Annotated in this window: 18 protein-coding genes; 12 read left to right on the forward strand and 6 right to left on the reverse strand. The window is 64.9% G+C overall.

The features are described 5' to 3' along the window. Window positions 1-39 precede the first annotated feature (39 nt). From serS to surE, 3 genes are all read left to right on the forward strand, one after another. Window positions 40-1371 (forward strand): serine--tRNA ligase, encoded by a 1332-nt coding sequence (gene serS / locus QY049_RS01710; RefSeq protein WP_301268694.1) that lies wholly within the window; start codon window positions 40-42, stop codon window positions 1369-1371. A gap of 144 nt (window positions 1372-1515) precedes the next feature. After that, window positions 1516-1881 (forward strand): hypothetical protein, encoded by a 366-nt coding sequence (locus tag QY049_RS01715; RefSeq protein WP_258766805.1) that lies wholly within the window; start codon window positions 1516-1518, stop codon window positions 1879-1881. 130 nt (window positions 1882-2011) lie between these two features. Continuing rightward, window positions 2012-2779 carry a 5'/3'-nucleotidase SurE gene (gene surE, locus QY049_RS01720; RefSeq protein WP_194475745.1) on the forward strand — a complete coding sequence of 256 codons (768 nt, stop codon included), beginning with the start codon at window positions 2012-2014 and terminating at the stop codon, window positions 2777-2779. 8 nt (window positions 2780-2787) lie between these two features. On the opposite strand, the gene QY049_RS01725 is transcribed toward surE, so the two are convergent. After that, on the reverse strand, window positions 2788-3159 hold the full coding sequence (locus QY049_RS01725; RefSeq protein ID WP_258766807.1) for a response regulator: 372 nt from the start codon (window positions 3157-3159) through the stop codon (window positions 2788-2790). Between the two features lie 238 nt (window positions 3160-3397). Between QY049_RS01725 and QY049_RS01730 the strand changes: the two genes are divergently transcribed. Continuing rightward, a complete protein-coding gene (locus QY049_RS01730; RefSeq protein WP_194475747.1) occupies window positions 3398-4048 on the forward strand; it encodes a protein-L-isoaspartate(D-aspartate) O-methyltransferase in 651 nt (216 codons plus the stop codon). Window positions 4049-4157: 109 nt separating this feature from the next. Further along, window positions 4158-5552, forward strand: a complete 1395-nt coding sequence (locus QY049_RS01735; RefSeq protein WP_301268695.1) for a LysM peptidoglycan-binding domain-containing M23 family metallopeptidase — start codon at window positions 4158-4160, stop codon at window positions 5550-5552. 92 nt (window positions 5553-5644) lie between these two features. Here QY049_RS01735 and QY049_RS01740 read toward each other — a convergent pair whose 3' ends face one another. Next, window positions 5645-6640, reverse strand: coding sequence for an ATP-binding protein (locus QY049_RS01740; protein ID WP_301268696.1), 996 nt, complete (start codon window positions 6638-6640; stop codon window positions 5645-5647). A gap of 182 nt (window positions 6641-6822) precedes the next feature. Here QY049_RS01740 and yajC point away from each other — a divergent pair, with 182 nt between their 5' ends. From yajC to QY049_RS01770, 6 genes are read left to right on the forward strand one after another with little or no spacing between them, the layout of a single operon-like run. Beyond that, complete coding sequence (gene yajC, locus QY049_RS01745) at window positions 6823-7191, forward strand: preprotein translocase subunit YajC (protein WP_148753779.1); 369 nt, start codon at window positions 6823-6825, stop codon at window positions 7189-7191. Window positions 7192-7240: 49 nt separating this feature from the next. Continuing rightward, entirely contained in the window at window positions 7241-8839 is a 1599-nt protein-coding gene (gene secD / locus QY049_RS01750; protein ID WP_194475750.1) for a protein translocase subunit SecD, read from the forward strand. Between the two features lie 10 nt (window positions 8840-8849). Then, the gene (gene secF, locus QY049_RS01755; protein ID WP_301268697.1) at window positions 8850-9869 is read left to right on the forward strand and encodes a protein translocase subunit SecF; all 1020 of its coding nucleotides are present in this window, start codon (window positions 8850-8852) and stop codon (window positions 9867-9869) included. A 60-nt stretch (window positions 9870-9929) separates the two neighbouring features. Beyond that, window positions 9930-10313 carry an Mth938-like domain-containing protein gene (locus tag QY049_RS01760; protein WP_258766809.1) on the forward strand — a complete coding sequence of 128 codons (384 nt, stop codon included), beginning with the start codon at window positions 9930-9932 and terminating at the stop codon, window positions 10311-10313. After that, window positions 10310-11173 carry a phytoene/squalene synthase family protein gene (locus QY049_RS01765; protein ID WP_301268698.1) on the forward strand — a complete coding sequence of 288 codons (864 nt, stop codon included), beginning with the start codon at window positions 10310-10312 and terminating at the stop codon, window positions 11171-11173. Before QY049_RS01760 ends, QY049_RS01765 begins: the two co-directional genes overlap by 4 nt. Before the next feature lie 45 nt (window positions 11174-11218). Continuing rightward, a complete protein-coding gene (locus tag QY049_RS01770) occupies window positions 11219-12463 on the forward strand; it encodes a threonine ammonia-lyase (RefSeq protein WP_301268699.1) in 1245 nt (414 codons plus the stop codon). A 6-nt stretch (window positions 12464-12469) separates the two neighbouring features. Here the strand turns inward: QY049_RS01770 and QY049_RS01775 are convergent, their stop codons facing one another. Then, window positions 12470-14011 carry a winged helix-turn-helix domain-containing tetratricopeptide repeat protein gene (locus QY049_RS01775; protein WP_301269248.1) on the reverse strand — a complete coding sequence of 514 codons (1542 nt, stop codon included), beginning with the start codon at window positions 14009-14011 and terminating at the stop codon, window positions 12470-12472. Between the two features lie 127 nt (window positions 14012-14138). Between QY049_RS01775 and QY049_RS01780 the strand changes: the two genes are divergently transcribed. Next, window positions 14139-14600, forward strand: coding sequence for a cupin domain-containing protein (locus QY049_RS01780; RefSeq protein WP_301268700.1), 462 nt, complete (start codon window positions 14139-14141; stop codon window positions 14598-14600). A gap of 21 nt (window positions 14601-14621) precedes the next feature. Here the strand turns inward: QY049_RS01780 and QY049_RS01785 are convergent, their stop codons facing one another. From QY049_RS01785 to QY049_RS01795, 3 genes are all read right to left on the reverse strand, one after another. After that, window positions 14622-15800 (reverse strand): aminotransferase class V-fold PLP-dependent enzyme, encoded by a 1179-nt coding sequence (locus tag QY049_RS01785; RefSeq protein ID WP_301268701.1) that lies wholly within the window; start codon window positions 15798-15800, stop codon window positions 14622-14624. Window positions 15801-15882: 82 nt separating this feature from the next. Further along, window positions 15883-16446, reverse strand: a complete 564-nt coding sequence (locus tag QY049_RS01790; RefSeq protein ID WP_301268702.1) for a CAP domain-containing protein — start codon at window positions 16444-16446, stop codon at window positions 15883-15885. A gap of 70 nt (window positions 16447-16516) precedes the next feature. Beyond that, window positions 16517-17626, reverse strand: a complete 1110-nt coding sequence (locus QY049_RS01795; protein WP_194475758.1) for a serine/threonine protein kinase — start codon at window positions 17624-17626, stop codon at window positions 16517-16519. Window positions 17627-17628 lie beyond the last annotated feature (2 nt).

The raw sequence follows: 17628 nt of genomic DNA on the forward strand, positions 1-17628 counted from the left end.
GATGGCCGGGATGAACCCGGCCATGACGGGAAAACAGCCATGCACGACATCAAATCGATCCGCGACAATCCGCACGCCTTCGACGCCGGACTCGCCCGGCGAGGACTGAAGCCGCTGTCGGCGTCGCTGCTCGCGATCGACGAGCGTCGGCGGGCGGCGATCCTGGCTTCGGAGCAGGCACAGGCACGGCGCAACGCGGCGTCCAAGGAAATCGGCGATGCGAAGAAGGTCAAGGACGAGGCGCGGGCGGCCAAGCTGATGGCCGAAGTCGCCGAGCTGAAGACCACGATGCCCGAGCTCGAGGCCGCCGCGAAGGCGGCCGACGAGGAGCTCACCAAAGAGCTGTCAGCGATCCCGAACATTCCGTTCGATGACGTGCCAGATGGCGTCGACGAACACGGCAATGTTCAGCGCCACGTGTTCGGTGCCAAGCGCAATTATGGTTTTGCGCCGAAGCTGCATGACGATCTCGGCACCGCGCTCGGCTACATGGATTTCGAAGCGGCGGCAAAGCTCTCCGGCGCGCGCTTCGTCGTACTGAAGAAGGGGCTCGCGCGGCTCGAGCGCGCAATCGGTCAGTTCATGCTCGACCTGCACACTACCGAGCACGGCTACACCGAGATCAACCCGCCGCTCCTTGTGCGCAACGAAGTTATGTTCGGCACCGGGCAGTTGCCGAAATTCGAGGACGACCAGTTCTGGGCGATCAAGGGCGAGCTGCTTGCAGAGCCCGACCACGAGCGACTGAAGACTGAGCGCCTCGGCCTGATCCCCACCGCGGAAGTGTCGCTCACCAATCTCGCGCGAGAATCCATTCTCGACGAGAAGCAACTGCCGATGCGGCTCACCGCGCTGACGCCATGCTTCCGCGCGGAAGCGGGTGCTGCCGGGCGCGACACGCGCGGCATGATCCGCCAGCATCAATTCACCAAGGTCGAGCTGGTCTCGATCACGCCGCCGGAGACCAGCAAGGACGAGCTGGAGCGGATGCTGTCCTGCGCCGAGCAGGTGCTGCAGAAGCTCGACCTGCATTATCGCGTGATGACGCTCTGCGGAGGAGACATGGGTTTTTCGTCGCAAAAAACCTATGACATCGAAGTGTGGATGCCCGGGCAGGGCGATGGCGGCATGTTCCGCGAGATCTCGAGCTGCTCGGTCTGCGGCGACTTCCAGGCACGGCGCATGGACGCGCGCTCGCGCGGCCCGGACGGCAAGCCGCGCTTCGTGCACACGCTGAACGGCTCCGGCACGGCCGTCGGCCGCGCGCTGATTGCTGTGATGGAGACCTATCAGCAGGAGGACGGCTCGATCGCGGTTCCCAGCGTACTCCAGCCCTATATGGGCGGGTTGAAGGCGATCGCTCGCGAGTAACGAGGCGTTTTCGAGTGAAGAGGTCACCGCATTCGCGTCGAGCAGGAACCGCGTGTTGCCGGGCTGAAGCGCGGAAACGTTTGGTTGCGAAGATCGGGCGGCCGGCTATCCTGACGCCCGCCCGCGAACGCGAAACCAACGTCCATGGCCTTGCACCGCGACATCTTCTGGATCGGCCGTCAATGGGCGGTGACAGGTGCCGGCATCCAGGCTGTCGATCAGCGTTTGCGTGGCGTGCTTGATATCGACATCGCACGGCTCTGGGACGACGCACTCATTCAAGGCCGCAGAGCGAAGGCCGGCGTCAATGTCGAGGATTTTGACCAGGCGGTGACGTTGGCACGGGGTCGTTATCCGCAGATGCCTGTGGCGGAGCCGCCCATCGCGCAACTCAACGCGCTCGGTGTGATTGAAACATCGCCCGCCACGATCCCGGTCGTGCCAGCGATGCAATTACGTGCGGAGGGCAGGCTCGCTCGCTTCCTGCCGCAATGGCGAGTCCGCCGCTAGCGGAAGGGGCAATTGCTGCGTTGCGGCGATGAGCGGGAATCACGGGTGAGGTCTGCGCCGAAGCCGGTTTGCCTGATCGGTCCCAGGGGGATAAGACGACCTGATACCAGCTCAGGAATCAACCACCGGCATGCGCATTCTCTGCACCAATGACGACGGCATCAACGCTCCCGGCCTCAAGGTCGTGGAGGAGATCGCACGCGCTCTGTCCGAGGACGTCTGGGTGGTGGCGCCCGAACTCGATCAGTCCGGTGTGTCGCATTCGCTGTCGCTGAACGATCCCCTGCGCCTGCGCGAAGTCGGACCTCGGCACTTCGCGGTGCGAGGCACGCCGACCGACTGCGTCATCATGGGCGCGCGCCATATTCTCGGCGCCAAGCTCCCCGACGTCGTCCTCTCTGGTGTCAACAAAGGCCGCAACGTTGCCGAGGACGTAGTCTATTCCGGCACCATTGCCGGCGCTCTCGAAGGCACCATTCTGGGCATCCCGTCATTCGCGCTGTCGCAGGAATTCAACGTCGAGACGCGCGAGCGGTTGCCATGGGACACCGCGCGCAAATTCGGCCCCGACATCCTTCGCAAGGTGATCAAGGCCGGCATTCCCAAGGAGACGGTCATCAACGTCAACTTTCCCTCCTGCGCGCCGGAAGACGTGCTCGGCATTCGCGTCACGCGGCAGGGCAAGCGCAACCTCGGTTTCCTCAGGATCGACGAGCGCAGGGATGGCCGCAACAATCCCTATTTCTGGATCGGCTTCGAGCGCGCAGCGATGATGGACACGCCGGCCGAGGGGACCGACCTCGCGGCGCTGCGCGAGCGCTACGTCTCGGTTACGCCGCTGCGGCTCGACCGCACCAATGAAGCGTTTTCCGAAGAACTGAGCGCGATGCTGAAGTAGCGGCTAGCCTAGCCGCCGCGCAGCGCGGCCTCGATGGTCTTGCCGAGCGCGTCGAGCTGAAACGGTTTCTGAAGCGCGGGCCGGTCGCGGTATTGCTCCGGCAGGCCCGACGAGCCGTAGCCGGTCGCGAAGATGAAGGGGCAGCCCTTGGCCCTGATGACGTCGGCGACCGGTGAGATGACCTTGCCGTTGACGTTGACGTCGAGGATGGCAATGTCGAACTCGGTGGCCTGAGCCAGCCGCATCGCCTCGGTGATGTCGCCCGCTTCGGCTGCGACCTTGTAGCCCAGCTCCTCCAGCATGTCCGCAACCATCATTCGGATCATCACCTCGTCCTCGACGAGGAATACAGAGCGGCCGGAAAGCCCTGTCGCGGTCATTGTCGTTGAGTCCTTGCCCATTCGTGAAAACGTTCGCAGATAACACGAATCGACGCAATGCGCGTTTCAGCCGGCTGGCCCATGAAAATGGCCGTGGTGGCTCGTCCGCTGCAAGCGATTTATGGTCAAAACCTAAGCCGGAAGGCTATCATGGGTTCCTGAGCAGGAACAAGATTCTGGCTCTGGAAACTGGCGCAAAAACCATCGATCCGGACCGGACGAGACGACATAAGCAGCGATGATCTCCAATCAGCCCCCACCGGAAAAGATGATGTTTCAGCTTACGCTGAGGCGTCGCGGCATCAGTGATCAGGCCGTGTTGCGGACCATGGAGGAGGTGCCGCGCGAGCTCTTCGTCGAAGCCTCCGATCGCGACGGCGCCTACCGTGACAGCGCGCTGCCGATCGCCTGCGGGCAGACCATCAGCCAGCCCTTCGTCGTGGCCTATATGACCGAGCAGCTTCAGCTCCAGAAGAGCCACCGCGTGCTCGAGATCGGCACGGGCTCCGGCTACCAGGCCGCCGTGCTGTCGAAGCTGGCGCGCGAGGTGCTGACGGTCGAGCGCTATCGCAAGCTCGCGGACACCGCGCGCGCCAGGCTCGAAAAGCTGGGCTGCCACAATGTCGAGGTGATGCTCGGCGACGGCCTCGATCTGCCAGCGAACATCGGCCCGTTCGACCGCATCATCGTTACCGCCGCGGTCGAGCAGATCCCGCAGAACCTGATCGATCGGCTCGAGCTCGGCGGCATCCTGATCGCGCCGGTCGGCCCGCATCAGGGTGTGCAGACGCTGACGCGCCTGATCCGCGGGGATCGAGGGATCGAGCGCAAGGAACTCGTCGAGGTCCGCTTCGTGCCGGCGCTCCCCGGCGTGGCGCGGGAGCTGTAGAATTCCGGATCGGCAGCGCATCCAACATCTTATTGGGAGGGTTAAGCCGTTATTTACTTGGCGCGTGTTTACTTAAAGCACGAGTTCTGTTGCGTACGAGTGAGTAACCATGTCTGTTGTCGCCGAGTTGCTTTACTCGCGCCGCGTACCGCAGGTCGCGGTGCTGGCGCTGATTTCCTTCAGCTTCGCAGGGTGCAGTGCCGACATGTCGTCGCGGCTGTCCCAGTCGAACTTCTCAAATCCCTTCGCTGAATCGACCGGTTCGGTGCAGCAGGCTCCGCCCCCGCAGCGTGAGTTGCCGCAATATGCGCGGCCGCAGACCCAGCCCGGCTATTATCAGTCCCAGGCCTTGCCGCCGCCGGCGGTCGCCGCGCCGCAATCCTATCCGGTTGCCTCTGGCGGGGGAGTCTCGGGAGGCGGGCGCGGCCTCGGCTCGTACACGCCGCCGGCCCAGCCGCGTCTCGAAGCCACCGGCACGGTGCCGCCGCGCTCGGTCGCAGCCGCCCAGCCGGTCGGCGGGACCAAAATCATCGTCGGCACCAGCGATACGCTCGACGTGCTCGCCAGGCGCTATCATGTTACGCCGCAGGCGATCATGGCCGCCAACGGCTACAAGGGCCCGCGCGCGCTCTCGCCTGGCCAGCAACTGATCATCCCGCATCCGGGTGCAACGGCTGCCATGCCGGCGCCGGCAATGGCTCCGGTCGCCGCGGCTCCCGCGATGGCGCCGAAGCCGGTTGCTGCCGCCGCTGCGCCGTCGAGCTTCCACTTCGTCAATCGCGGCGACACGCTCGTCAGCATTGCGCGCAAGAACCATATCTCCGCGGCGGAGCTGGCTCGCGCCAATGGAATGCAGCCGTCGACGAAGCTCAAGCTCGGCACCAGGTTGACCGTGCCGGGCGCGAGGACCGCCGCAGCTGCGGCTGCGCTTGCTCCGGCCCCTGTTGCTGCAGCGCCCGTTGCGGCTGCGTTGCAGCCGGTCGCGGCCGCTCCCGCGCCCGCCACCAGGATGGCCGCTGTCGCCCAGCCGGCGCAGAGTGCGCGTCTGGCGCAGGCAACCACCAACATCGACGAGAAACCCGCTGCCGAAGCACCGGCCAAAGCGGCGGAGACCACCAGCTCGCTGCCGACTTTCCGCTGGCCGGTGCGCGGCAAGGTGATCACGAGCTACGGCACCAAGACCAATGGCAAGGCGAATGACGGCATCAACGTCGCGGTGCCCGAAGGCACGCCGGTCAAGGCGGCTGATGACGGCGTCGTTGCCTATTCCGGCAACGAGCTGAAAAACTACGGCAATCTGGTCCTGGTTCGGCACGCCAACGGCTACGTCACCGCATATGCCCATGCGAGTGAGCTGCTGGTGAAGCGCGGCGATACCATCAAGCGCGGTCAGGTCATTGCCAAGTCGGGTCAATCCGGGGAGGTGGCGTCGCCGCAGCTCCACTTCGAGATCCGTAAGGGATCGAGCCCGGTTGACCCGCTTCAATTCCTGAACGGGGCGTAAGGCCCCTTCAGGCTCTCGCTCTCTCCACAAGAACGAAATTATCGCCCGCCCTGTGTGTCATGGGGCGGGCGATCCTGTGCTTGAAATCAGTGCTACTTCGTCGTCAGCTTGACGCCGAGGCGCCCCGCCAGCTCCTGCACGAACTGCCAGGCGACGCGACCGGAGCGCGAGCCGCGCGTGGTCGACCATTCCAGCGCTTCGCGCTCCAGCGCCTCGTCATCGACCTTGATGCCGAAATGGCTGCAATAGCCGCGCACCATGGCGAGGTATTCGTCCTGGCTGCAGCGGTGGAAGCCGAGCCAGAGGCCGAAGCGGTCCGACAGCGAGACCTTTTCCTCGACGGCCTCACCCGGGTTGATCGCCGTCGAGCGCTCGTTTTCGATCATGTCGCGCGCCAGCAGATGACGGCGATTGGACGTCGCATAGAGGATGACGTTGTCGGGCCGGCCCTCGATGCCACCTTCGAGCACGGCCTTGAGCGATTTGTAGGACGCGTCATTGCCGTCGAAGGAGAGGTCGTCGATGAAAACGATAAAGTGGAAGCTCGAGTCGCGAAGCTTCTCCATCAGCATCGGCAGCGTTTCGATGTCCTCGCGATGGATCTCGATCAGCTTGAGCTTTTCAGAGAGTTTGCGATCGGCGTTGATGCTGGCATGCGCCGCCTTCACGAGCGACGACTTGCCCATGCCGCGCGCACCCCAGAGCAGGGCGTTGTTGGCGGGCAAGCCGTTGGCGAAACGCTCGGTGTTCTCCATCAGGATGTCGCGCATCCGGTCCACGCCCTTCAGCAGGAACAGCTCGACGCGACTGACCCGCGGCACTGCGGCCAGGCGGCCGTCGGGGTGCCAGACATAAGCGTTCGCCCGCTCGAACGACTCGCGTTCGACGGCCGGCCTGCCCTGGGCTGCAAGGTGCGCCGCAATCGTCTCCAGCGCGCGGACGATGCGGTCCTGGGAGAGGTCCGGGACGGCCTTGGAGAGGGGGGCCTTTTGGACCGCCTTGGGGCGTTTTGCCGCGACCTGGGCGGGCTTTGTGGCAGGGGTACGGGGGCCTTTGCCGGCCGGGCTTTTGCTTGGTTTTTTTGGCATGTCCGAAGTTCCTGAGAATGCAGCCTTATCGGGCCTGACGGCGCGCCGCAAGGTGGCCAAAAGGGGCGGTCTGGCAGCGTTGCAATTGGGGCGGTGGTCGCTATAGTCCGCGCGAATTTGACCGAACCGGTCGCCTTTGAGGGCCTGACCGGTTTTCCCCCGTTTCTACGAGGATCGTCCGAATGTTCATTACCCCTGCGTATGCCCAGGCCGCGGGCGCCGGTGACACCAACAGCATGTTGATGTCGCTGCTGCCGTTCGCCCTGATCTTCGTGATCATGTACTTCCTGATTCTGCGCCCGCAGCAGAAGAAGGTGAAAGACCACGCCGAACTCGTGAAGAACATCCGCCGCGGCGACACCGTCGTGACCTCGGGCGGCCTGGTCGGCAAGGTCACCAAGGTGGTCGATGACGACCAGATCGAGTTCGAGATTTCCGACGGCGTGCGCGTGCGCCAGATGCGGTCGATGATCTCGGGCGTGCGCGCCAAGGGCGAGCCGGCCAAGGACAGCGCGAAGGAAAGCGCCAAGGACGACGCCGCGGCGAAGTGAGCGCTTTCCCGCGAGTGTTTAAAATCTCCTGATCTGACAGGTCCAGTCGATGTTGTATTTCACGCGGTGGAGGGCGCTCGGGATCATCCTGACGGCGCTGATCGTGTGCCTCTGCGCGGTCCCGAATTTCTTTCCCGAGGCGCAGGTCAAGACCTGGCCCGCCTGGGCGCAGCGTCGGCTCGTGCTCGGCCTCGACCTTCAGGGCGGCTCCTATCTGCTGCTCGAGGTCGACGCCAATTACGTCAAGAAGGAAAAGCTCGACCAGGTTCGCGACGATGTCCGCCGCGTGCTGCGCGAGGCCAAGATCGGGTATACGGGCCTCGCTACTCGCGGTGACGCCGTCGAGGTCCGGGTCAAGGACACCGAGTTCGAGACCGCGCTGGCCAAGCTGCGTGACCTCGCACAGCCGGTCGGCGGCCTGCTCGGGTCGAGCAGCCAGCGCGACCTCGACGTCTCCGACGCCGGCGGTGGATTGATTCGCCTGGCGCTGTCGCAGCCGGCGATGGTCGAGCGCATGCGCAAGACCATCGAGCAATCGATCCAGATCGTGGAGCGCCGCGTCAACGAGCTCGGCACCGTCGAGCCGGTGATCCAGCGCCAGGGCACCGACCGAATTCTGGTGCAGGTTCCGGGCCTCCAGGACCCGACGCATCTGAAGGAACTGCTCGGCAAGACCGCGAAGATGGAATTCCGCATGGTCGACACCTCGGTGCCGCCGGACCAGGCGCAGCGCGGCGGCGTGCCGCCGGATTCCGAGCTCCTGATGAGCCAGAGCACGCCGAAGGTGCCTTACGTCGTCAAGAAGCAGGTGCTGGTCTCGGGCGCCGAGCTTACCGATGCGCAGCCCGGATTTGACCAGCGTACCAATGAGCCGATCGTCTCCTTCCGCTTCAACTCCACCGGGGCGCGCAAATTCGCGCAGGCCACGCAGGAGAATGTGGGGCTGCCGTTCGCGATCGTGCTCGACAACGAGGTGATCTCGGCGCCTGTGATCCGCGAGCCCATCACCGGGGGGCAGGGGCAGATCTCGGGCAACTTTACCGTCCAGTCAGCCAACGACCTCGCGATCCTGATGCGCGCCGGCGCGCTGCCGGCGCCGCTCGCTGTGGCCGAGGAGCGCACCGTCGGTCCGGGCCTCGGCCAGGACTCGATTGAGAAGGGCGAGCTTGCGGCCTATGTCGGCTCGATCATGGTCATCGTATTCATGCTGCTGACCTACCGCCTGTTCGGCGTGTTCGCCAACATCGCGGTGGCCGTCAACGTCGCCATGATCTTCGGTCTGCTGTCGCTGCTCAATGCCACGCTGACGCTGCCCGGCATTGCGGGCATCGTGCTCACCGTCGGCATCGCGGTCGACAGCAACGTGCTGATCTACGAGCGCATCCGCGAGGAGCTGCGCGGCGGCCGCAACGCGATCTCGGCGATCGACGCCGGGTTCAAGCGGGCGCTCGCGACCATCCTTGATTCCAACATCACCACCTTCATTGCCGCTGCGGTGCTGTTTTACATCGGCACTGGTCCGGTGCGCGGCTTCGCCGTGACGCTCGGCATCGGCATCATCACTACGGTGTTCACCGCCTTCACGCTGACCCGGCTGATCGTGGCCGGGTGGGTGCGGTGGAAGCGGCCGCAGAACGTGCCGATCTAGGAGCCTGACCGTGACTCACTACGTTCTCATCGGGCTCGGCATTCTGATTGCTGTCCTCACCGTGGTCTCGGTGTTCGGCTGGCTGCCGTCACTGCGCATCGTCCCGGACAATACGCATTTCGACTTTACACGCTTCCGTCGCATCAGCTTCCCGATCTCGGCGGCGCTGTCGATCGTTGCGATCACGCTGTTCTTCACCCATGGCCTGAATTTCGGCATCGACTTCCGTGGCGGCACGTTGCTGGAGGTCAGGGCGAAGTCGGGCGCCGCCGACATCGCGGCGATGCGAACCACCCTGGACGGCCTGCGTCTTGGCGAGGTCCAGTTGCAGCAGTTCGGTGGCCCGGAGAACGTCCTCATCCGCGTCGCGGAGCAGCCCGGCGGTGACGCTGCCCAGCAGGAGGCCGTGCAGAAGGTCCGCGGCGCGCTCGGTGATTCCGTCGAGTACCGCCGCGTCGAAGTGGTCGGCCCCCGCGTTTCTGGCGAACTGCTGGCATTCGGCATGCTCGGCCTGATGCTCGCGATCGTCTCGATCCTGATCTATCTCTGGTTCCGGTTCGAATGGCAGTTCGCGCTCGGCGCCATGATCGCCAACGTCCACGACATCGTGCTGACCATCGGCTTCATGTCGATCAGCCAGGTCGATTTCGACCTGACCAGCATCGCTGCGCTTCTGACCATTCTGGGTTATTCGCTCAACGACACTGTCGTCATCTATGACCGTATCCGTGAAATGCTGCGGCGCTACAAGAAGATGCCGATGCCGCAGCTGCTGAACGAGTCCATCAACTCGACGCTGTCACGCTCCATCATCACCCACTTCACGGTGACGCTGGCGTTGCTGGCGCTGTTGCTGTTCGGCGGTCATGCCATCCACAGCTTCACGGCCGTCATGATGTTCGGCGTGGTGCTGGTCGGCACCTACACCTCGATCTTCATCGCGGCACCGATCCTGATCTATCTCGGCGTCGGCGAGCATCGCGAAGATGCGAAGGAAGAGGCTCCGCCGGCGAAGAAAAACAAGGCATGATCCGAACCGCATGCCCTCGCATGAGTTCGCGAGGGCAGTAGCCTCATTCGGACGAAGCTCATGGCCGGCGATCCCAACGCTCCCCATTTCCCGCGCTCGGCGCCGATCGAGGCCTATGGCAAGGGCGGTTTCGCCTTTGCCGGCATGTCGCACCGCGGCTCGCTGCTCTGCCTGCCCGACGCGATCTGGGCCTGGGACGTGACTGATCCCGCCAAGATCGACCGCTATTCGCTGGATCGGGTTTTCGCCGCTGCCAACAGCATCGACACCCTTCTGGTTGGTACCGGAACCGGGCTCTGGCTGGCGCCGCCGGAGTTACGCCAGGCGCTGAAGGCGGTGAGGGTGGTGCTGGACACGATGCAGACCGGCCCGGCCGTGCGCACCTACAACATCATGATGGGCGAACGGCGCCGCGTCGCGGCTGCGCTGATTGCCGTGCCATGAGCAGCACTGCGCCGCCGCCGGATACCGCGGCGTTCTGCGCCGACCTGGTGCGCAGCCACGACTTTCCGCGGTATGCCGCGACCCTGTTCGCGCCGGCCGCCGAGCGCCGCGCGCTGCTGGCGCTCTACGCCTTCAATGTCGAGATCGTTCGCGTTCGCGACCAGGTGAGCCAGCCTTTGCCGGGCGAAATACGCTTTCAATGGTGGACCGACCTGTTCTCCGGACTCGTTCACGGCAGCGCCGAGGGCAATCCAGTGGCAGCCGAGTTGCTGCGCGCGATCCGTGATTTTGACCTGCCGGTCGAGCCATTGTCGTTGCTGGTCGATGAGCATCAGTTCGATCTCTACAACGATCCGATGCCGACCATGACGGCGCTTGAAGGCTATCTGGCCGCGACCTCGTCGGCTTTGTTCGCGCTGGCAGCGCTGATCATGGGGGTATCTTCGGACGAGGCCGAGCATCTCGCGCGGCACGCCGGATTGGCGCAAGGGATCACGCAGGTGATTGCGAACCTGCCGCGGGACTCGTCGCATCGGCAATTGTTTCTGCCGCAGCAATTTTTGACCAGCCATGGTTGCGGCATGGAGGACGTGTTCGCTGGCAAGGCGACACCCGATCTCCATGCCGTGCTGGACCAGCTCATCGGCGAAGCGCGACAGCATCTGGCGACGGCCTTGTCGCTGCTGGCGCACGTGCCGCTCTCGGCGCGGGCCGCCTTCCTGCCGCTGAGCCAGGTAAGGGCCGATCTCGATCGGTTGTCGCGGCCGGGGCGCAATCCCTTCGCGCCGCAGCCGGTCTCGCGGTTGCGCACCTTGTGGACGCTGTGGCGGGCTTCACGATCCCGGGAATTTACCAAATAGCGGTTGGCTTGTCGCCCAAACCAGCCAAATGCTCTATGCTGTCCCATGGCTGAGATGTCCCAAATCGCATCTTCCGATCTGAGCGGCCTTCCGGTTACGCCGGCTGACATTCACGCCGCGGCCGAGGTCATCCGGGGCGCCGTCGTCGAGACGCCCTGCAGCTACAGCCGGACGCTGAGCAACATCTGCGGCTGCGACCTCTGGCTCAAATTCGAAAACCTCCAATTCACGTCCTCGTTCAAGGAGCGTGGTGCGCTGAACCGGCTGACTGCACTGACGCCGGAGGAGCGTGCGCGGGGCGTCGTCGCCATGTCGGCGGGCAACCATGCACAGGGCGTCGCCTATCACGCCAGGCGGCTCGGCATTCCCGCCACCATCGTGATGCCCGTGGGCACGCCGATGGTGAAGGTCGAGAACACCAGGCATCATGGTGCCGAGGTGGTGGTGACAGGCGCGACGCTGGAGGAAGCGGCTGCGTTTGCACGAAGCCATGGCGAAGCCCGCGGCATGATCTTCGTCCATCCGTATGACGATCCACGTGTCATCGCGGGGCAGGGCACGGTCGGGCTGGAGATGCTCAAGGCGGTGCCGGAACTCGACACGCTGGTCGTCCCGATCGGCGGTGGCGGCCTGATCAGCGGCATTGCCATTGCCGCAAGATCGCTAAAACCGTCGCTGCGGATTCTCGGCGTCGAAGCCTGGCTTTATCCCTCGATGTACAATGCCGTCCATGGCGGCAATCTACCGGCGCGCGGCGATACGCTCGCCGAAGGCATCGCGGTCAAATCGCCGGGCAGGATCACCACGGAAATCGTCCGCAGCCTCGTCGACGACATCGCGCTCGTCAACGAAGCCGATCTCGAGCGTGCGGTCGCGACCCTGATCTCGATCGAGAAGACGGTCGTCGAGGGCGCCGGCGCCGCAGGCCTGGCGGCGATCATGTCCGATCCCACGCGGTTCGCCGGCGAGAAGGTTGGTCTGGTCCTGAGCGGCGGCAATATCGACACCAGGCTCATTGCCTCGGTGCTGACGCGCGAACTCGCGCGTGAGGGGCGGCTGACGCAGCTCTCGCTCGATATTCCTGACAGGCCCGGCCAATTGGCCGCGGTCGCGGCGTTGCTCGCAGAGGCCGGTGCCAACATCATCGAGGTCTCGCACCAGCGGACCTTCTCGGATCTGCCGGCGAAGGCGACGCTGTTGCAACTTGTCATCGAGACCCGCGACAGTGCGCATCTCGACGAGGTCATGGCCAAGCTCAGCGCCTCCGGTTTGAGCGCGCGCTGCACCTGAAGTGGATTATTCCGGCAGCCCCGCGGCGCGAAGGGCCTCACCAAGCGCCGCCGCCAACGCCGGCGCACAGTTGACGCCCTGGAATTGACGGCCGTAGCGGAAAGTCGGGTGCAGTTCCAGCACCCGGGCTGCGGCTGCTTTTGCCTCCTGCAATCGGCCGAGCTTTGCGAGCGCCGCCGCCAATTGCACGTGGGTGATGCTGTGGCGCGGATTGGCCTGAACCGAGCGGTAGGCCGCACGGCAGGCCTCTTCAAATCGGCCGCGGTGGAAGTGTCCCATCGCCTGTGCGTCGAAGGCTGCGAACGCCCAGGAATCGAACGGGCTGAGCCGCATGCCGCGCTCGCTCCATTCGATGGCGCGGTCGGCATCGCCGCCCCAGCCCAGCATGACGCTGCCGAGGATGTAAGTCAGCGCAGATGACGGGCTGATCGAAAGCGCCGCGTCGAGCGCGGTGAATGCCGCGGAGCGATCGTGCCCATCCATGCCGATCGAAAAGCCCGCCAATGTGAGCGCAACGGCGTCATCCTGCCCGTGGGCGATGGCCGTTCGTGCATGATTGATCGAGGCGGCGCGGCTCGCCTCCTGCAAACCGGCACGAAGGAAAAGGCAATGATGGCACATCGCGGCGTTGCCGTGCGCCAGTGCGTAGGAGGGCTCGAGCGCGATCGCGCGCTCGAGCAGAACAAGCGCTTGCGTCACCTGCTCCGGCATGCCGAAATCGACATCAGGCTGGGCCCGCAGGACCAGGTCATAGGCATCGAGGCTGTCGGGCCGCTGGCGCTTGACCCGGTTGATTTCGGCGCGGCGCAGGCTCGGCGCGATGGCGCCCACGACCGACATGGCAATGTCGTCCTGAAGCGCGAAGATATCATCGGACCGGCGGTCATAACGCTCGGCCCACACATGCGTGCCGGTCGACGCATCAATCAGCTGACCCGTGATCCGCACATTACTGCCGGTCTTGCGGACGCTGCCTTCCAGCACGTAGCGCACACCAAGCTCGCGGCCGACCTGCTTCACCTCGACCGCTCGGCCCTTGTACGTAAAGGTGGAGTTTCGCGCGATCACGAACAGCCAGTTGATGCGGGACAGGCCGGTGATGATGTCGTCGACCATTCCGTCGGCAAAATAGTCCTGCTCCGCGTCGCCGCTCAGGTTCGTGAACGGTAGCACCGCGATTGATGGTCTGTCCGGCAATGTCAGCGATGGTGTGGAGGCCTTCGCAGGGTCGGACACCGTCACGGACGGACCGACATAGCGATAGCCGCGCCGTGGCAGGGTCTCGATCCATTGCGCGCCCCCGGAAGCGTCTGCCAGCGTACGCCGGACGGCGGCCATTTGGACTGTCAGATTGCTGTCTTCAATTGCCTGGGCGGGCCACGCTGCCTCGATCAAGGCGTCCTTCGATACTGGCATGCCGGCTTGCTGCACCAGCAAGGTCAAAAGCTGCACCGCGCGCTGGCCGAGCAGGGTTGGCTCGGCCCCGCGGAACAGAATCCCTGCATCGGCGTCGAGGCGGAACGGACCAAATTCAAGGATCGCAACCATTGCCGAAGAAGGCCACATTTCGCAGGTTTTTTGCAATGATTTCCGCGTTGGTTCGCTACTTCCCGGAGCAGGCGGGTCATCATGGTGCCGTTGCCAGGCAATCTGGCGACCAGCCATGGAGGACCACATGAACGCAAAGCCGCTCGTCCGCAGGCCCGGCGAAACCAGGGGAGTGATGCTGCGCGGTCAGCCGATGGCTTTTCTGGTGACGGGGGAGGACACCCGTCACACCAGCATGTTCGATTGGACGATTCCGGCCGGGTTCGCCACGGGCCGGCATGTTCATCGTGTGCAGGAAGAGACCTTCTACATGCTTGAAGGCGAGTGCGAATGGCACGTCGCCGAAGAGGTTGTCCGGGCCAAGCCGGGGACCTACCTCTTCATTCCTCCGGGCGTTCCTCACAACATTACCAATGTCAGCGACAGGCCCGCACGCGTGCTCATGACCGTCTCCCCACCGGGGCACGAACACTATTTCGAGGAATTGGCCAGGCTCACCGCCAGCGGAGCGCCGGACGCAAAGGCGATCAGCGAGTTGCGCGCCCGCTTCGATACGGACCAGCTGTCGCCACTGACGACGAGGGCCTGAAGCTCCTGGCGGAAAAGCGCGCTATCGCGATGCCAGGCCTGCGAGGAAGGCGACCAATCGATCGATCTCCGCTTCCGTGTTGTAGTAATGCGGGGACGCCCGCACGACCACCGGCAGCGCGCGAGCTTCGGCATCGATCCGGGTACTCGACGGATCTGATGCGCCGATGGTGATGCCGGCTGCCGCCGCTCTGCTGACGATCGCGTCTGCTTCGTAGCCGTCCATCGTGAAGCTGACGATGGCACCCGGTGTGCGGCCGAGGTCGCGAATGGTGACACCGCTGATAGCGGCGAGGCCCTTGCGAAGGCGGCCGGCCAGCAGGCGGCAGCGCTGCTCGATCGGGGAGAGGCCGATCGCGAGGGCATAGTCGACGGCGGCGCCCAGACCAAGCCGCGCCGCGTAATTGTTCTCCCAGGTCTCGAACCGGCGCGCATCGTCGCGGAGCTGATAGTGGTTCCGCGAGATCCAGGGCGCCGCAAAATGGTCGATCATTGGCGGCTCCAGCCCTTGCAGCAGCGGTCTGCGGACGTAAAGGAAGCCGGTGCCGCGCGGACCGCGCAGGAACTTGCGGCCGGTGGCGGAGAGCATGTCACAGCCGATCGCTTCGACGTCGACTTGCATCTGCCCGACCGCCTGACAGGCATCGAGCAGATAGGGAATGCCTTGTGCGCGCGCGATCTTGCCGATGGCCGCGGCGGGATTGACCAGTCCGCCATTGGTCGGAACCCAGGTGATGGCGATCAGCTTCACTTTGTCGTCGATCATGCGTTCGAGCGCCTGGATGTCGAGCTCGCCGGTGGCATCGCTCGGAACCACGTCGATGACTGCGCCCGTCCGTTTGGCGACCTGAAGGAACGCGACGTAGTTGGCGGCGTATTCTGCCTCGGCGGTCAGGATTCGGTCGCCTGCGCAAAACGGCAACGCGTAGAACGCCATCTGCCAGGCGACGGTCGCGTTCTCCATGAGCGCGATCTCGTCCGGCGCGGCATTCAGCAAACGCGCGACCGAGCCGTAGACCGCGTCGAGCCGGCCGGACTCGCGGTCGGCAGCGGCATAGCCGCCGATCTCGCTCTCCAGATCGATATGCGACTTCAGCGCCTCCACAACCGGCGTGGGCATCAGTGCCGCTCCAGCATTGTGGAGATAGGCGCGCCAGGAGGCGGCCGGCGTGTCGGCGCGTATTCGATCGATGTCGATCAATCGGCTCTCCCTCTCGCGATCCATCTATCAGCATGGATTAAAGGCGCCGAACAAGGCGAGCAAGCCGGGAGCGGGCTACGTCTCAGATGCAGAGGCCGAGCAGCTTGACGTGGCAGTTGCTGGATCTTGGCTTGCTCGCAGGAGTGACCTCGCGTTTCACAGCGACCAGTGGCTCGCTGTCCTTGTTGCCCTTGCCCTTCCCTGGCTTCGGCTCGTAATCGCCGGCGATCACCATCGCCCAATAGGTGCGCTTGCCGCTGGCGTTCTTCGCGCTGGCGATGCCGACGCGCGAGGCATTGTGCAGCAGCAGGTTCTTGCGGTGGCCGGACGAGTCGATCCACTGTCCGAGCGTCTTCTCGAAGGTGTCGTAGCCGTAGGCGATGTTCTCGGCGGCGCGGCCCGCGCCTGACGGCGCGACGCGCTTGGTGAACGGGCCAAGGGCATCGTGGCTGAGATCATCCTTGGCCGCCATCGCGCGGGCCTGGTTCATCGCGATGTGGTCAAGCGTAGCGTCGCGCACGACGCGGCCCTCACCATGCTTCGCCCGGAAGGCGGAGATCTGTTCGGCGGGGGACTCCGCGGCCATCACAGGCGCGACCGCCAGCAGCACCAGACCTGCGATCAGCAGGGCGGCGCGGCGCCTCATGGTCCCCCAGCTGGTCATTGTGCCCCAAGTCTGTGTAATCTTCGGCTTCTCCACCGGCATTGTGGACGCTTCAAGGCGCTGGTGTCTGACTGGTGGGCAGGTCGGCCTCGAAGTTGAAGCGGTCGCGCAGGTTCTTGCGCTGCTCCAGGATGTCCCTCAGGAAGGCGCGGTCCTGGTCGTTCTTCATCATTGGCTCGATCAGGTCGAGCTGGTTCATGGCCACGAGTTGCAGGATCTCGGTGCGCGGCTTGCCGCCGGCATCGCGCGGCAGGGCGTGGACAACCTGGATGTGTTCTGGGGGCTTCGGACCCTTGGCAGCGGTGAGCTCGTTGCGGAGCTGGCCTTCGAGCGCGGCTTGGTCGGCTTCCACGAACGCGTAGAGCCCGACGCCGGAGCGGCGGTCGGCAAACGCGACGATGGCGGTGTCGCGCACGGCGGGGTTCTTGCGGATCAGCTTGGCCAGCACCGGCGCGTCGTTGACGAGCCGGCGGCCACCGCCTTCGCGGTCGGTGAAGTTGAACAGACCGCGGGTGATGGCGCGATAGACCTTCTTGCCGGTGGCGAGCCATAGGCTCGCGGCGAAGGATTTCTTTGCCAGGATCTTGCGCTCGCGCGGCGTCAGCGCCTCGGGCGCATAGGAGCGCTTGTGCTTGAGCAGATGCCGGAGGTCTTCATAGGCAAGGATGCGATAGAGCCGGCCGCGGCGTGCAAAGCAGGCCGCGAGCTGGAAGTCGGTCACGTAGGCGCGCCCATCGCGGCCGACCAGCCAGTTCTGCTCCTTGGCGAGATCGTTGTGGCAGATGCCGGCGCGGCGCAGCCGGCGCAGCGCCGCCTTGGCCGAGCGGAAATAGGCGAGGTCGCCATGCGGCTTGGCCAGATGCAGCGCGACGCCGTCGACGAAGCCGCGCACCAGCGCGCGGCGGCCGGCCCAGAGCAGCTCGGGGCCGACATCGAGGCCCTTGGCGAGCGCCAGTGCGTGCTTCTCTCGCGCGAACAGGTGGCGTGCGAGCAGGAACGACCACCACGGCACTTCATCGAGCCGGCGCAGTACGGCGTCGACTTCGCCGCTGTCATCGCGGTAGCGGCCGCGCTCGACCGTCGAGAACACGTCGCGCTTCAGCAGCACGCCCTCGATCCAGCGCGCCGAGAGCACCGCGGCGTCGTCTTTCGGGAGACTCATCG

Source organism: Bradyrhizobium sp. WYCCWR 13022 (genome assembly GCF_030435535.1).
In the GTDB taxonomy this organism is placed as follows: Bacteria; Pseudomonadota; Alphaproteobacteria; order Rhizobiales; family Xanthobacteraceae; genus Bradyrhizobium.

Bases quoted from the DNA above. Each gene is read 5' to 3' on its own strand.
- serS (WP_301268694.1), top strand. From the start codon at position 40: ATGCACGACATCAAATCGATCCGCGACAATCCGCACGCCTTCGACGCC.
- QY049_RS01715 (WP_258766805.1), top strand. From the start codon at position 1,516: ATGGCCTTGCACCGCGACATCTTCTGGATCGGCCGTCAATGGGCGGTG.
- surE (WP_194475745.1), top strand. From the start codon at position 2,012: ATGCGCATTCTCTGCACCAATGACGACGGCATCAACGCTCCCGGCCTC.
- QY049_RS01725 (WP_258766807.1), bottom strand. From the start codon at position 3,159: ATGACCGCGACAGGGCTTTCCGGCCGCTCTGTATTCCTCGTCGAGGAC.
- QY049_RS01730 (WP_194475747.1), top strand. From the start codon at position 3,398: ATGATCTCCAATCAGCCCCCACCGGAAAAGATGATGTTTCAGCTTACG.
- QY049_RS01735 (WP_301268695.1), top strand. From the start codon at position 4,158: ATGTCTGTTGTCGCCGAGTTGCTTTACTCGCGCCGCGTACCGCAGGTC.
- QY049_RS01740 (WP_301268696.1), bottom strand. From the start codon at position 6,640: ATGCCAAAAAAACCAAGCAAAAGCCCGGCCGGCAAAGGCCCCCGTACC.
- yajC (WP_148753779.1), top strand. From the start codon at position 6,823: ATGTTCATTACCCCTGCGTATGCCCAGGCCGCGGGCGCCGGTGACACC.
- secD (WP_194475750.1), top strand. From the start codon at position 7,241: ATGTTGTATTTCACGCGGTGGAGGGCGCTCGGGATCATCCTGACGGCG.
- QY049_RS01760 (WP_258766809.1), top strand. From the start codon at position 9,930: ATGGCCGGCGATCCCAACGCTCCCCATTTCCCGCGCTCGGCGCCGATC.
- QY049_RS01765 (WP_301268698.1), top strand. From the start codon at position 10,310: ATGAGCAGCACTGCGCCGCCGCCGGATACCGCGGCGTTCTGCGCCGAC.
- QY049_RS01770 (WP_301268699.1), top strand. From the start codon at position 11,219: ATGGCTGAGATGTCCCAAATCGCATCTTCCGATCTGAGCGGCCTTCCG.
- QY049_RS01775 (WP_301269248.1), bottom strand. From the start codon at position 14,011: ATGGTTGCGATCCTTGAATTTGGTCCGTTCCGCCTCGACGCCGATGCA.
- QY049_RS01780 (WP_301268700.1), top strand. From the start codon at position 14,139: ATGAACGCAAAGCCGCTCGTCCGCAGGCCCGGCGAAACCAGGGGAGTG.
- QY049_RS01790 (WP_301268702.1), bottom strand. From the start codon at position 16,446: ATGAGGCGCCGCGCCGCCCTGCTGATCGCAGGTCTGGTGCTGCTGGCG.
- QY049_RS01795 (WP_194475758.1), bottom strand. From the start codon at position 17,626: ATGAGTCTCCCGAAAGACGACGCCGCGGTGCTCTCGGCGCGCTGGATC.